We start from the raw sequence: 15,551 nt of genomic DNA, 5'->3' as shown, positions 1-15,551 counted from the left end.
TTATGAGTGTTTTTATTCGTTTGCTTTTAATTTTGCAACTGATTAGCGGATAGAATCGGCTGATTTGGCACGTTTGGATGTAAAACACTAGCAATTATGCCTATTTGTATAGGGGACAAAATACGGGATTCTTTATTCTATAATAACCTTAGAATTTCTAGAATATCTAGAATTAGTAATAACAAGCCCACACATTGCCAGAAGCAGCGTGTGGGCCTTATAATTTTCCTTTATCCTTTAAGTGAACGCAAGAATCAAGATTTGAGCCGTTATCACTCGCAGGAACATCGTGAGAGGATAGACGGTAGAGTAAGCAACAGCCGGAGCGTCATTGCCAGCAGTCTTGTTGGCGTAGGCCAGTGCGGGAGGATCGGTTGTCGCGCCAGCCACGAGACCCATGAGCGTGCAGTAGTTGAGCTTGAACTTGCCACGTGCCACAAGGGTCACAACGAGCAACGGCAGGAACGTGATCAAGAAACCATAAAGCACCCAGCGGGCACCTGTGGGAGTGAACACGGTTGCAGCAAAGTTGCCGCCGGCTGCAATACCCACGCTGGCAAGGAAGAGGCAGATGCCCAGCTCGCGCAACAGCAGGTTGGCGCTACTGCTTGTGTAAGTCACCAGCTTCGCCTTGTAACCGAAACGTCCCAGCAAGATAGCCACGATGAGGGGACCGCCGGCAAGACCCAACTTCATGGGCACTGACATGCCGGTGAACTTCAATGGTATCGAACCCACGAGAATACCAAGCACGATACCCAGGAACATGGTGAACATGTTGGGCTCGTTGAGGCGGCGCATTGAGTTACCCATCTTCTCGGCAAGGCGGTTAATGTCGTTGATGTCGCCCACCACAGTGAGGCGGTCGCCCACTTGGAGTGCAAGGTTGGGACTGGCAAGCAGATCCACACCAGCACGATTCACGCGCGTAGCATTGAGCTTGTAACCCATGCGCAGACGCAACTGTCCAATCTTCTTGCCCGAAAACTCGGTCTTGGTGATGAGAATGCGGCGTGAGACCAAAGGACTTTGCTCCGCAGCCCACTCCATATCGACGCGAGGACCGATTACTGCATCAAATACCTCAACATCTTGGTCCGACATCACGATGAGCAACAAGTCACCCTCGTGCAACTCAGTCTCGTTCTTGGGGTTGATTATCTCACCCGACGTGCGCTTAACTCGGGAAATCACAAAGTTGCGTTCAATGATGCTGTGAAGTCTCTTGATATTGATATTGTGGATGAGTTTGTTGCTCACCTGATAAGTTTCAATGTGGGGAGCAAGCTGGCTCTGATGCGCTTCTTCTTCGATCGACTTTGAGTCTTTCTCGGCATTAATCTTGAATATCACCTTCACCACGATCATTGACAGGATGATGCCCACCACACCCAAGGGATAGGCGGCAGCATATCCCATCGACATCGACTGGTTGAGCGTCGCTGCATCGGGATTGTTAGTCTCTATGAGGGTCTGCTGTGCAGCACCGAGTCCGGGCGTGTTAGTAATCGCTCCCGAGAGGATGCCCACCATGTCGGTTATCTTGACATCGCCGGCAATGAAGAATATTGCAAGTGCAACGGCGATATTAAGACCCACAATGCTCATTGCAAGGCCATTGAGACGAAGGCCGCCTTCCTTGAACGACGAGAAGAAACCAGGACCCACCTGTATGCCTATCGAGAAGATAAACAAGATGAGGCCAAACTCCTGTATGAACTTGAGTGTGGTGGGATCTACACTGAAACCGAAGTGTCCCATCAAGATACCCACAAAGAGCACAAAAGTTGCTCCCAGTGAGACACCTTTAAGTTTGAGTTTACCCAGAATCACGCCCGCTGCTATCACTATCGAATAGATGAAAATCGCATGCGCAACGTTGCTTCCGGTAAACAAATCATATAACCATTCCATTACGTCTGTTTATTTTTACTATTACTTATTTTCAACACAAATATTGTATATCTCAACAGGATTGTTAATTATGCGTCCCGCATAACTTTCTACAAGCTCCTTCTCGGGTCGGAACCCCCAAGTCACTCCCACCGAGTCAACACATGCACGACGTGCAGTCTCCATGTCCACACCCGAGTCGCCCACATAGAGCACCTCTGCCTTGGGCACCTGTGCCACACCGAGCACCGAGAACACGATCGACGGGTCGGGCTTGACGTTGCGGCCTTCCACCTGACCTTCCACGGCTATGAAGTCTATATCGCCGAAGTAATGCTGAATGATGCGTGAAGTCGCTGCCTGGTACTTGTTGGAAGCCACCGCCAGCTTCACACCAGCTTCTTGCAAATCTGCAAGCAACTCCTTGATGCCAGCATAGGGTTTGGTGCAGTCGCAATTATGGTCATTGTAGTGCTCCATAAAATCCTTGAGCAGCTTGTCAACGGTGGGTGCATCGCGATGATCCTCGGGCAGCACACGCGTGATGAGCCGGCGCACACCATTGCCCACAAAGAACGGATAACTTGCCATCGTGTGGGTGGGAAAACCGTTCTTCTCGAGCGCATAGTTGGCTGCATGCCCCAGGTCCTCTATCGTGTTGAGCAGCGTGCCGTCAAGGTCAAAAATCACTAATTTCTTCATCTTTATGATATCATTTAGTCTTTATCTTTTTTACATCAGAAGGGGTAACCCACTGAAAAATGGAACTCGCTGTCGCGCTTAAACTTGGGGCTAAACAGCGGCCAGTGTTCCTGGCCCGATACCGGGTTGTGGGCTTTCATACCCATGTCTATGCGCAGCAAGAAATAGGTGAAGTCAAGACGCAAACCCAGTCCGTAGGCCATAGCGATCTGCTCATAGAACTTGTTGAACTTGAACACACCACCCGGCTGGTCCTCATAGTCCCTAATCGTCCATATATTACCAGCGTCGATAAACGCTCCCAACTCAATCACCCAGAACAACTTGGCACGATATTCCAGATTGAGGTCAAGCCTTATGTCGCCGCACTGATAGATGAAACTGTTCTGCGAGTTTGACGAATTGAAACTTCCCGGTCCCAGGGTGCGCACGCCCCACCCTCGCACACTATTGGCACCGCCAGAGTAGAATCGCTTCTCGAAGGGCAGCACCGTGGAGTTGCCATAAGGAACTGCAACACCTGCCCCCACATGGAATGCCAGCGACGAGCGTGTGTCGAAGTTATGCGTTATTGAATAGTCAGCATCGACCTTAGCATACTGGGCATACCTGATGCCAAACACCTTGTAGGCATCAACCGCATTACGGCTATGGCCCACCACGCTCGATATTGCATAGAGCACATTACCTGCTGTCTCGGCATTGGCACGCAGCGTGTAAACGTTGCGCTGGAAATTCTGCGACAGCAACGTGTTGGTGCGCTTGTTGGTCAAGTAGAAATTGTAACCCATGCGCATGATGAAGTGGTCCTCATAGGAGTAACGCAACAGCGGGTTGGTAATGCTGTCAAGGAAATGACTGCGGCTCTTGGGCAGATACACATAGTTCAGGTCAAGCAAGTTGAATGTGTGCCTGCGCTGCTGATTTCTGTCGGTCCAGTGGTAACGCCAGCCGGCTCCGGCAATGATGCGGGTATATTCGGGACGCTCCTGGTAGTTAAAACTTGTGGTCAACTCGGTCGATGCCTGGATTTTCTTCTTGAAATCGGACTTCAATAACGGGAATTTGAACTTGGGGAAATTCAATCCCAACTCGCCCGAGTATTCACTATAATTATTATTAATCAATCCGCTCAAATCGCCCGAGAGGCTTTCGTAACTCATCTTGAATTTTGCATTGAGCGACTCCGAGCCCTTGAACACATTGCGGTGGCGGTAATCCATTCCCAAGCCGAATCCCAGGTCGCCCTCGCTATTTGTACCTTCGAGCGATACCGAGAACGATTGTGACTTGTCACGCGACAGCAGCACATAAGCATCAAGCAGTATCTTGCCGTCAAACTCGCCCACAGGCTGTATGTCGATGTTTATGAATTTCACAATGTTGAGCCGTCCCAGCGCTTTGTATGTGCGGTTCACGTCCTCTGCATTGTAGAGCGAGCCGGGTTCTATATAATTGCACTCGTCAATCACGTTGCTGTGCAGATATTTATCGGCATCCTGCATGATTGTGATGTTATTATAGGTCAACGTGTCTGCCCCAAAGTAGCCATTCTGCATGAGAACAGGGTCATAGTTGGTCACATAAGTCACGTTGCGCACATAGAATGGCTTGTGCGACGTGTAGTAGGGCATGCGCTCGTTGCGGTAAGGCTCGCGTGTGTTTAGGGTCACGTCTATCGCATGAGAACCGGCAGCAGTGTCGGCTGTGAATGTGATGTACTCCTTATTGAAAGCATAGTAACCATGATTGCGCAGTTTTTCAGTGATGAGCTGGCGCCACGCATCCAGTTTATTGCGGTCAAAGAGTCCGCCCACCTTCACAGGATATCCGGTTGTGTCTTCAAGAATGATATCACGCAGCGTGTCGTTGGCAATGTCATAGCCGATCGACGAGATATAGTAAGGAGAGCCCAGCGTGATATTGTAGTTGACCTTTGCCTTCTTGTGTGCACTGTCGGCCACCACGTCATAGTCAACCACATTGTTCATGTAGCCTTTGTTCTTGAGTGCCGTGTGCAGCTGCAATGCACTGGAAGCCGTGAGTGTAGAGTCATAAATCACCGGCGGAGTACCCACGCGCTGGATCCAACGGTTGAACCAACTTGACGAATCCTTTCCCGACAGGTTATAGAACGCAAGCTGGAGTTTAAGTCCGCCCAACACCTTGTGGTTCTCAGACTGTCGTAAATAGTTAACCAAATCAGAACTCTGCGCCCCCGACGTCTTGTCGTCGACGTTGATTTTCACCTTGTCAAGAAGCAACTTGCCATCAGGCACATGCTTGGTTGAGCTACAAGAAAACACTACCGGCAATAATACCATTGCCAGCGCCACGACAAGCACGAAGTGTAATTTTCTTGCATTCATACCACAAAATAATCTACAAAATTACTCCATTTTCACGAAACCACCAAAAATATAGCTGATTGATATCAACTCTCCTCACATTTTGCACAAGACAGCATGCACCGTTTGCGACTTCTCGACCGACTTCCCCCACATAGGCACAGAGTCTTTCCTTTTTCCTTCCTGTCTAAATAAAAGCAGATTGGGCAGATAAAGAATTCCCATATTTCTGGTTAATCTGCTTTTATGCGGCAATAGCACCACAGTACAGATCATGCCATTTTTTTGCGCTTCGTTTTTGAATGTGGACTTCCTTACTATGCAAAAGCAGGGACGCGACCTTGATGTCACGTCCCTGCTCTATTAGTTCGACTGATTTCTTGTTATCTCTTCACCTTGAAGCAATCCTCGTTTTGCTCAATGATAGTGTTGAACTCGGGATAGCGACGCACTAGTTTCAGGTTAACATAGGGAGACTCGTTAACCTTAATCTCATACAGGCTGCCAAATCCGTTGGCAAGTGCACTGCGCAGGCAGTCGATCGATGCACCCTTGTCACCCATCTCCACGTCACCGATGTCACTGTAAAGGGCCGATGCTGTAATGTAAGTTTGACCACCGGGAAGAATGCCGTCTTGGATAATCTGCTTTGCCCAGTCGCGAGCCTCCATGTCATTGCCCAGCTCATGGAGAGCAAAACCACGCAGGCTATTGTAGTCATTGCCCAGGCGAAGCATCGCCTCAAAGTCGTTGGTTGCAGCTACTGCATTTTTCAAGCGATACTTGTTGATCCATCCGCGCAGCAGCAATGCCTCGCTGCAAGCAGCGTCGCGGTCGATGATTGCGTTGACGCACTTGAGGGCATCGGCATCCTTGCGCTGTGAGATGAGCAAACGTGCCTTGGCCATAAGAGCCTCGACGCTAGCGGGATTGAGCGACAACGCTTTGTCAAGGTCGGCATAGGCAGCGCCATAGTTGCCACCCTGACCACGGTTGAACTCAATGCGAGACTTGAGGATGTAATAGTCGGCTTCGTCGCCCTTCATCTCAATAGCCTTGTTGATGCTAGCAAGCGCTTCGTCATATTCCATGAGCTCCATCTGGCACAATGCGGCGTCACCGTAGATTGAATGGAAATCATACAGATTGTTAGAGATAATTGCCTGCAAGTCCTTGAGAGCCTGTCCATAGTGCACATGGCGCAATGCGATGCTTGAACGCACATAGTAGAACATGCCCACGCGCGGAGCCTTGTCGATGCTGTTGGCAAGCGCGTTCATCACAGCGTCATAGTGCGTGTCGCTCATTGCGATGAGCGACTGCAATGCCGCACCGGTGTCGCTGCCCACGCTCAATGCCGAAATGAGATCCTGCGCCGCAGGTTCATACTGCTGCATCCGGCTCAAGATATCGGCACGGTTGATATACACTTGAGGCTCGGCAGTGAACAGGCTGACTGCCTTGTCAACATAACTTGCAGCCTTCTCATAGTTGTTGCGTTGCACCTCAATTTTAGCCAAGCCATACATGGCGTCATAGTTCATGGGGGTGTCACGCAAGATGCTCTGGAAGTTGCGCTCGGCGGCATCAAGATCGTTGACCTTAAGGCTCACCTTGGCAAGCATGTCGATGCAGCCCATCGACTTGGGATTGAGTGCCGAAGCTGCACGCAATGCCTCTACCTCTTCTCCGTAGTTGCCCTGTGCATCAAAGATGCGGGCCTTGAGCATGTAGGTGTCAAACGCCAGATTCTTTTCTTTCTCGGGAACTTGCTCAAGCACCTCATTGGCATCGGCAAGAGCTTGGGCATATTCGCCGTTATAGAACAACTGGTTGGCACGTGCAAAACGTGTCTCATAGTCGCCAGGTTTGTTTTGTAATTGCTCGTCATACACCTTCATCACGGCTTGCGTGATCTTGTCGCGCACACGGGCATCGTCGCCACTAGTCTGTGACCATGCTGTGCTGAATGTTGCCAACAACGCAAGCAACAGAAAAATGTTTCTCAATTTCATACTATATAGTAGTTAAATTTATAATTTCCTTATTTAGAGTGCCTCTTGTGGTCTATGGTTTAATGGAGGCATTATTTTTCCAGCTGGTTCACTGCGCTTCGCAGTGTAGCGAGGCGTGTGAGCAGCCCATCAAGCAAGTCGAGGCGCAGCATGTTGGCGCCATCGCTCTTTGCCACGCTCGGATCTTGGTGGGTTTCCAGGAACAATCCGTCGGCTCCCACGGCAATCGCAGCGCGCGCCATGGGTTCAATGAGATGAGGCAGACCGCCTGTCACCCCCTTCGAGGTGTTAGGTTGCTGCAACGAGTGAGTGATATCAACTATCACCGGGGCATATTGCTGCATCGTGCTGATGCCACGAAAATCAACAATCAGGTCTTGGTAGCCGAAGGTGGTGCCACGCTCGGTAATGGCTACGTCGTCATTGCCGGCATCACGCACCTTCTGCACTGCAAACTGCATGGCCTCGGGCGACAGGAACTGTCCTTTCTTGATATTAACCATGCGACCTGTGCGGGCAGCAGCAACCAGCAAGTCGGTCTGGCGGCACAGGAATGCAGGAATCTGGAGCACATCAACATATTGCGCTGCCATCTCGGCTTCCTCGGCTGTGTGGATATCAGTAACCACTGGTATGCCGAAGGTGTCGCGCACCTTCTGGAGTATCTTCAAGGCTTTCTCATCGCCTATACCAGTGAAGCTGTCGATGCGCGAACGATTAGCCTTGCGGTAACTGCCCTTGAACACATAAGGGATGCCCAGGCGAGAGGTGATATTCAACGCTTTCTCGGCAATATCCATCGCCATGTCTTCGCCCTCGATCACGCACGGGCCTGCAAGAAGGAAAAACTGGCCGCTTGCGGCACTGGTCAACTGTTTAATCATCTTTGTTTAGTTTCATTAATCTGAATCAGCGTGTGACACGATGCCACCGCCTGCACCGCAGCAGTCTCGGTGCGGAGTCGGCTGTCGCCCAGCGTTACCGGAACAAAACCGGCGTCGAGGGCAGCCTTCACTTCCTCGGGGCTGAAGTCGCCCTCGGGGCCGATGAGTATCAATGCATCCTCACCGGGAATGTATTCACGAGCAAAAACCTTGCGTTGCTCGCGAGGGAGCGTCATGTCGCAATAGGCTATGTAACGCTTGCCCTCAAACGGGGCGTTAATCACCTGCATCACCGGAGTCATCGCGTCCAGCATGGGCAAGGTGGCCTTGAGCGATTGCTTCATGGCACTGACGAGTATCTTGCGCAAGCGTTCGGGTTTCACTTCCTTGCGCTCACTGTAACGGCATTGCAGGGGGATGATGCGGTCGATGCCCATCTCGGTGCATTTCTCTATCATCCACTCAATGCGGTCGATGTTTTTAGTGGGAGCAATGCCCACCACAATCTTGTGAGGCCAGTGCGGCGCACGTGCCTCGCTGCGCACAATCTCTACGGCGCACCTTTTCTGGTGCGCCATAGTGATGCGAGCGTGATGCCATGTTCCGTTGCCATCCACCACATCAATCTCATCGCCTGCGGCAAGACGCAATACCTTAACGCAGTGATGTGACTCCTCCTCGCTCAATGTGAGGGTTGTTGCTATGTCGGGGCAGTAGAACAGGTGCATCTCTGTTGTGAGTTAATTAATTCTTAATTTAGATTTTGCTGGGATCGTGTTTGTACTTGAACAGAACCATGAATGATACTGCCACGACAAGTGCAAAGCCTGCGAAGATGTACCAAGCAGTGGGCCAACCGGCATCAAACTTACCAACGAGGAATCCGTTTTCGTTCCATGTGCAGAAATGATCAATAATCTTGCCAGCAGCAAGTGTACCGATTGTTGCACCGAGGCCATTGGTCATGAGCATGAACAAACCTTGTGCCGAAGCCTTGATGTCAGGATCACACTCGCGGTCAACAAACATCGCGCCCGAAACATTGAAGAAGTCAAACGCAACACCATAAACGATGCAAGAAAGCACGAACAGAAGCACACCAGGCATTGCAGGGTTGCCCAGGCCGAAGAAACCAAAGCGGAATACCCAAGCAAACATGGCGATGAGCATAACCACCTTGATGCCATAACGCTTCAAGAAGAAGGGGATGAGCAGGATGCACAATGCCTCGCTCACCTGCGACAGCGACACGAGCATTGTTGCATTGTTAGCAGCAAAACTATCGGCATACTCGGCAACACCCTTGAAGTGAGTAAGGAACGGGGTTGCATAGCCGTTAGTAACCTGCAGTGACATACCAAGCAACATAGAGAAGATGAAAAACATAGCCATCTTCTTGGTCTTAAACAGTTTGAATGCATTGAGTCCCATGCTTTCTACCAGCGAGCCGCCTTCCTTCTTAACCAGCTTGCAAGCAGGCAAAGTGAAGCAGTAAACAAAAAGCAACACACTGAGGACACCAGATACCAAGAACTGGTAGTGAGTGAGTTGGAACTTAAAATCGTTAGGATCCAGAGTGAATGAGAAGCCATTATCGTCAAGAACCGCGCAGTTTACAAACCACATGGTTGCAATGAAACCTACGGTACCAAAAACACGAATGGGCGGGAAGTCCTTAACAGTGTCCAGGCCATTGTCCTTCATGATTGTAAATGCAGCAGTATTACTCAATGCCAATGTGGGCATATAGAATGCAACGCTGATTGTGTAGATAGTAATAAACAAAGCCTTGTCGGGCGTAGCTGTTGATGCTCCGAGATAGAACAAACCAATCATTGCCATACCAGCAATAGCGTGGCAGATGCCAAGCAACTTCTGGGGCTGAATGTACTTATCGGCAACAATACCCATGATTGTGGGCATAAAGATAGATACGATACCCTGGATTGCATAGAACCAAGAGATTTCGGCGCCCATGCCAGCTTTTCCGAGGTAATTTCCCATACAGGTGAGATAAGCTCCCCACACAGCAAACTGCAGGAAGTTCATCACAATCAGTCTTACTTTCAAATTATTCATGTTAATGTTTTGTTATTTATTAGTTTATTAAAATTTCAACTTGCAAAGATAGCAATTTATTTGCACATTCACACCACAATGGCCATGCTTTCTACTTTTCTTGTCGCCTTGACTCCAAAATCTTTTGAATTTGGGCGGCCTGTTCATACTCCTCAAGCTCGACATGGTGCTGCATGCGAGCCTTGAGCCGGTCGTCCGACATATCCTCCAGCTTGGTTGGTAGGTCACGCGCGTCATTCTGCTCGAGATGAGCTGGGTCATAACTGGCACAACTCATAACATCCTCTGTGGCATAGATAGGAGCACCAGTGCGCAGCGCCAGCGCAATGGCATCGCTTGTGCGTGAGTCAAGCTCGGTCTCCACATCCCCGTTTGTCACCGTGAGCACCGACGAGAACACGCCGTTGTCAAACGATGTAATCGTGACCTTGCTCAACTCTATGCCGAATGCGTGAAACACGCTCGACATCAAGTCATGGGTGAGCGGGCGAGGCGGGATAATGCCCTCAAGCCTCACTGCGATTGACTGTGCCTCGGCCATGCCCACCACGATGGGGACACGACGTGTACCTTCTTTCTCACACAACATCAAGGCATAAGCCTCTCGCATACGGCTGCGGGTGACACACATGACCTCAAGTTCTACACAATGGGCAGTCATACTCTTTTACTTTGTTATCACGCCACTGCCATAACACAAGTGGGCTTTCTCGTCATATATCACTGCAAACTGCCCGGGAGCAATGCCCTGAACGTCCTGTTCGCTCCTGATTATCCATTCTTCTCCCTCATTGTAGAGTTTTCCCTTCATGAACACAGGAGTGTGACGGTTCTTGAACATGATATCGACAGGCCCTGTGGTTTCGCCCCACGGATTTCCGCTGATGAAGTGCATCTCGGCAAGGCGTAGCTCGCGACCGTACTGGCGCATCGTGTCATAACCGCCCGACACATAGATCACATTATCATGCACGTTCTTCTTAACCACATACCATGGGCCTCCGCTCAATCCTAAACCACGTCGCTGACCTATGGTATGGAACCAGAATCCGTTGTGTTCGCCCAGTTTGCGTCCGGTTTCTATCTCAATGATAGGGCCCTTCTTCTCACCCAGATGCCTGCGGATGAAATCATTATAGTTGATCTGTCCCAGGAAACAGATGCCCTGGCTGTCCTTGCGGTAAGCGTTGGGCATACGCACTTCGGCAGCAATGCGGCGCACTTCCTCCTTGGGCATGTTGCCTATGGGGAACATCAAGTGCTTCAGCTGGTCGTAGGTGATTTGGGCAAGGAAATCGGTCTGATCCTTTACCGGGTCAACGGCTGTGGCAAGATACTTCACGCCATCCACGACATCGGTTGTGGCATAGTGCCCTGTGGCTGTCATGTCAAACTCATGTCCCCAGCGCTGCTCAAAGTAACCAAACTTGATCATGCGGTTGCACATCATGTCAGGATTGGGGGTACGCCCTTCCTTAACCGTGCGCAAGGCATACTCCATCACGTTGTCCCAGTACTCCTCATGAAGCGACACCACCTCTAGCGGCAAGCCATACTTGCGTGCTATGAGCTGGCACATCTCTATGTCTTCCTCAGCGGCACAATCGCCCTCGTCGGTGTCCATGCCTATGCGTATATAGAACAACTGGAGGTCATGGCCCTGTTCCTTGAGACAATGCACAGTGACGGCACTGTCAACACCTCCCGAAATCAATGCGGCTATCTTCATAACTTTTTATGCATTCTCAAGCACATCATTGTCCTTCTCATCATCGACAATGTGGGCCGAAATAATGTAGTCAAGAGAAATCTTGCCAGGACCTGCAAGCAGGATATAGATAAATATGCCTATGAACATCACAGGATATCCCGGCTGGAAATTAAACAAATGGTCGGCAGCGCCCTGCGACAGAATCACCTTCTCGGCAATCGCCATGATCACCATGGGACCTACCACCGCAATGCGAGTGAGAAGGCCTAGGATGATAAACGTAGCGCTCAACAATTCCACCACAAGCAGCAACGACATCGTCAACTCTGGCGACATGCCCATGACACCAGTCATCGAGTCGCTCAATGCTTCGAAATGAAGCATCTGACGAACGCATAACTGCAAGAACATCACACCTGTGAACAGACGCAAGAACAAACGCGACAGGTTGCTGTAAGTATAACCCGTGCTGAAAAGAAATAAGCGTTTTAAGAAATCCATAATAATCACATAATTAGGAGTTAATATCTCAACAGAACCCACCTTAATTCACTGCGGCCTTCACTTCCTCCACAGTAACATTTTTAGTAACAATCTGTCTATCCTTGTTCAAGATGAAACAACCGGGAATAGCACGAACATCCACGAGATCCATGACCTGGTCGCAACTGCCGTTGATCCAAGTCTCTGGCTGACTTTCAAGCCAGCCAGCAGCAGGCTTACCCACATATATCTGGATAACCTTCAACCCGCCTTGCTCGATCAATCGGTTTACTCCCACGTCGGTGCTCAAACGTGTGCGGTCGATAATGCTTCCCGCACCTTCATCAGTGAAAAACAACAGGAAACTTTCAGCCTCGATGTCATTTATCTTAATCTTGCCCGACGAGGTTTGAATATCTAACGAAGGTATTTCATGTCCTTCGAGATTCTTATTTATCACCTCAACCTGATGCTTATAGTAGTTTCTATCGGCAGCTTTCAAGTGCGACGACTCGGCCATCGCTTTTGCTACCTCAACATACAACTCGTCGCTCCAAAATTCAGCGTTAGGGCCATACAAAGCAGCCTCGGCAGCCGCACCCACCTTTAAGAGGTTAGTGGAATTAGCACGGGCCTTATATACAAAATTTCGCACCGACGACAACACGATGTTGCGATGGGCAAACTTGAAGAAATTCACATAGTCGCGAAAAGTTTTCTCAAACATAGCATCATCCTTTATGGGATGCGCAATGTCAAATTCATTCCAGAAATTCACAACAATATGATTACACCTACTCTCAAGCGTAGAGCAAGTGTCAGGAGCAACAGGGTATTTGAACATAGTTTCCTCCACACCCTGAGCATAACAATTCAGTACAAACAACGATAATGCTACAGCACTGAATATAGACAGTAAACGCTTCATAATATACATTAATAATACAATCTATGCAATTTAAACTACTAAATTACACCAAAACCACGACCCATACAAATTAACACCAAAAAAACTGAAAACATTCAACATTTTTTCACGTTTACAAGCCAATCAGTGTAACTATTCAGCAATAGAATTTTGCAGAGTCCCCGCCCAGACCTTATGAAAATCTTTCTCTCGCACAAAGCATAAGGCAAATAGAGGCTGAAAGCCGACACGCAGAACGCAGTTCTGCACATAACCCTGTCCTAACCGAGCGCAAGCGAAGGCAGGGCAGGGTAAACGCGATACACTATACTGCGGTTGAAGACCACTACCTCGAAACGTGCAAGGTAGCGGTCTTCAACCGCGATTTTGTCACACTTCACCCCCCCACCGGCAGCCCCCAGGTCTGCGGCCAGCGGTTAACCAAAGGTACGACCTCCCTGAGGTCTAAAAATTCCACAATATATATATTTTCAATGAAAAAATCAGTGAGTTCAGTGAGATCCGCGCGGGGAGTTCCATTGCTGAATAGTTACCCCAATCAGCAACAATACAAAAAGAATAAAACTAAGATTAAAAGTAATGAACCCGGTATAATACCGAGCTAATTAGCATAGAGAATTTAATAATGATCAATTTAATGTCCAACTTTACGGTACACTTCAAGCAAAGGATTATATAATTCTTGATCAATCACATTACATCAAAAAATATTTATTCAAAAGCCGTCGCGGATGGTGGGTTTCTTGGGAGGAACGTAGCCGGGAGCGAGTTGTTTCTGAATCTCGGCGTACGCCTTGGCAAGTTCCTTGCCCCACTCGTCACGCTTCCATGTTCTCTCTGCCCAGACAGTCTCACCATAAAGCCCGATGCGCACTTTCACGATGCCCGATTTGAAAATATGATGAAGATCGTCAATGTTAATCGGGTAATAATACAGCATCTCATCACGATTTATAAAAACCGCTTTACCCTCGTTGTTGTAGTACATGCTATCGATTTCTTGAATACATGAACGATCTGAAGGATGTAATTCAATGACTGTATCATCACCCAACTTTAGCAAGAGCATCGCATCCTCCGAACGATACACATGACCATCATCCCACAAGGTGATAGAATATGTAGTATCAGCCGATGCATCACAGCAGAGCATTAATTTATACTCATGGCCATCAACTTTTGAATGTAAACCTGCTATTTCAGAAATATGTTTGCCCCATGACGGAAGGGCGAAACAGGCAACCAACAATATATTTACGAATAATCTACCCATAGAAAACAAATTTTTATGTTGCAAATATAAGTCCTGTTTTTGAACTATGCAAAAATAACAACCCGAATTAACTGTTTTTCCACAAAAGTCTTTAAACAAAAAATCCCATACGATTTGCTTATCCGAGAAGGACAAACATTATCCAAACCTGGTGGGTACGACGAAATGGCTGCAATAAAGCATGTAGGATTTACCATGCCATAAGGTACGGGATAAAGAACCGTAAAGCGTCGAGTCTGCCGATTAATTCCTACGTGAGTGCGACCCCTTCGAGGTCGGTTAGTGTGTGTTCCTTTCTCCGACGGCCTGCGGCCATCGGTTACTATGCAATGTGACGACTCCGTCGTCATTTAGCCGAACCAGAGACATATCAATAAACAGCGTGTATTCCCAATTAGCAAGGTCGTGACAAACAAAACAGGCAAGGTCACGGCAAACATCATCCCTTTTGGGATGTGATATTGTAGGCAGCCATGCTGGCGTGCCGTGAGTACGCCGAAATGGCTTTAAAATGTGATTAATAATTAACCGTGCCTTTAGGTACGGGATAAAGAAGCTGCAAAGCGTCGAGTCTGTCGCCTCCTGCTATTCCATACCTAAAGGCATAGTTTGCTTGATTCGGTTTTTTCAACAGCCATCGATGCTCCTGCATCGCATCTTCATGGCTGGCTACCTTATCACATCCCCATGGGGATGTTTTACGCTATGTCTTTACCCACCGCGAGAAGCACGGTATCGGAATTCAATCAATAAGGTGGCTACGAATCACTGGCCTATATAGGAAGGTGAGTGCGACCCCTTCGAGGTCGGTTGGGGGGGGGTGTTCCTTTGCCGACGGCCTGCGGCCATCGGTTACGATGCAATGTGACGACTCCGTCGTCAATTAGCCGAACCAGAGATATATCAATAAACAGCGTGTATTCCGAATATCAATAAACAGTGTGTATTCCGAATTAGCAAGGTCGTGACAAACAAAATAGGCAAGGTCATGGCAAACAACATCCCTTTTGGGATGTGATATTGTAGGCAGCCATGCTGGCGTGCCGTGGGTACGCCGAAATGGCTGTAAAAAGTAGATAATAATTACCCGTGCCTTTAGGTACGGGATAAGGAAGCAGCAAAGCGTCGAGTCTGTCGATTAATTCCTATGTAAGTGCGACCCCTTCGAGGTCGGATGGGGTGTGTTGCATTACCCGACGGCCTGCGGCCATCGGTTACGATGCAATGTGACGACT

At 48.9% G+C, this 15,551-nt stretch carries 12 protein-coding genes; all 12 read right to left on the bottom strand.

The window, feature by feature from the left end; all coding sequences use genetic code 11:
• Positions 1-237 precede the first annotated feature (237 nt).
• The 12 genes from ACKI3C_RS05610 to ACKI3C_RS05555 all read right to left on the bottom strand — a co-directional run bounded on the left by ACKI3C_RS05610 (position 238) and on the right by ACKI3C_RS05555 (position 14,316).
• Positions 238-1,914, bottom strand: a complete 1,677-nt coding sequence (locus ACKI3C_RS05610) for a putative transporter (RefSeq protein ID WP_407402909.1) — start codon at positions 1,912-1,914, stop codon at positions 238-240.
• Between the two features lie 21 nt (positions 1,915-1,935).
• Positions 1,936-2,595 carry an HAD family hydrolase gene (locus ACKI3C_RS05605; RefSeq protein ID WP_407402907.1) on the bottom strand — a complete coding sequence of 220 codons (660 nt, stop codon included), beginning with the start codon at positions 2,593-2,595 and terminating at the stop codon, positions 1,936-1,938.
• 35 nt (positions 2,596-2,630) lie between these two features.
• On the bottom strand, positions 2,631-4,964 hold the full coding sequence (locus tag ACKI3C_RS05600) for a BamA/TamA family outer membrane protein (protein ID WP_407402905.1): 2,334 nt from the start codon (positions 4,962-4,964) through the stop codon (positions 2,631-2,633).
• A 362-nt stretch (positions 4,965-5,326) separates the two neighbouring features.
• Entirely contained in the window at positions 5,327-6,958 is a 1,632-nt protein-coding gene (locus tag ACKI3C_RS05595; RefSeq protein WP_407402903.1) for a tetratricopeptide repeat protein, read from the bottom strand.
• Positions 6,959-7,029: 71 nt separating this feature from the next.
• A complete protein-coding gene (gene kdsA / locus ACKI3C_RS05590) occupies positions 7,030-7,842 on the bottom strand; it encodes a 3-deoxy-8-phosphooctulonate synthase (protein WP_407402901.1) in 813 nt (270 codons plus the stop codon).
• Positions 7,839-8,570 carry a 16S rRNA (uracil(1498)-N(3))-methyltransferase gene (locus ACKI3C_RS05585; protein WP_407402899.1) on the bottom strand — a complete coding sequence of 244 codons (732 nt, stop codon included), beginning with the start codon at positions 8,568-8,570 and terminating at the stop codon, positions 7,839-7,841. Before ACKI3C_RS05585 ends, kdsA begins: the two co-directional genes overlap by 4 nt.
• Before the next feature lie 28 nt (positions 8,571-8,598).
• Positions 8,599-9,921, bottom strand: coding sequence for an MFS transporter (locus tag ACKI3C_RS05580; RefSeq protein ID WP_407402897.1), 1,323 nt, complete (start codon positions 9,919-9,921; stop codon positions 8,599-8,601).
• 91 nt (positions 9,922-10,012) lie between these two features.
• Positions 10,013-10,582, bottom strand: a complete 570-nt coding sequence (locus ACKI3C_RS05575; protein ID WP_407402895.1) for a bifunctional nuclease family protein — start codon at positions 10,580-10,582, stop codon at positions 10,013-10,015.
• Between the two features lie 6 nt (positions 10,583-10,588).
• A complete protein-coding gene (gene mnmA, locus ACKI3C_RS05570) occupies positions 10,589-11,650 on the bottom strand; it encodes a tRNA 2-thiouridine(34) synthase MnmA (RefSeq protein WP_407402893.1) in 1,062 nt (353 codons plus the stop codon).
• 6 nt (positions 11,651-11,656) lie between these two features.
• Entirely contained in the window at positions 11,657-12,133 is a 477-nt protein-coding gene (locus ACKI3C_RS05565; protein WP_407402891.1) for a DoxX family protein, read from the bottom strand.
• Between the two features lie 43 nt (positions 12,134-12,176).
• Positions 12,177-12,959 carry a DUF5106 domain-containing protein gene (locus tag ACKI3C_RS05560; protein WP_407402889.1) on the bottom strand — a complete coding sequence of 261 codons (783 nt, stop codon included), beginning with the start codon at positions 12,957-12,959 and terminating at the stop codon, positions 12,177-12,179.
• 799 nt (positions 12,960-13,758) lie between these two features.
• The gene (locus tag ACKI3C_RS05555) at positions 13,759-14,316 is read right to left on the bottom strand and encodes a hypothetical protein (RefSeq protein ID WP_407402887.1); all 558 of its coding nucleotides are present in this window, start codon (positions 14,314-14,316) and stop codon (positions 13,759-13,761) included.
• Positions 14,317-15,551: the final 1,235 nt, after the last annotated feature.

It is taken from the genome of Sodaliphilus sp., assembly GCF_045598405.1.
Classification (GTDB): domain Bacteria; phylum Bacteroidota; class Bacteroidia; order Bacteroidales; family Muribaculaceae; genus Sodaliphilus; species Sodaliphilus limicaballi.
Note: the sequence above shows the minus strand (reverse complement) of the source record. Positions and strands in the feature narration are given on the sequence as shown.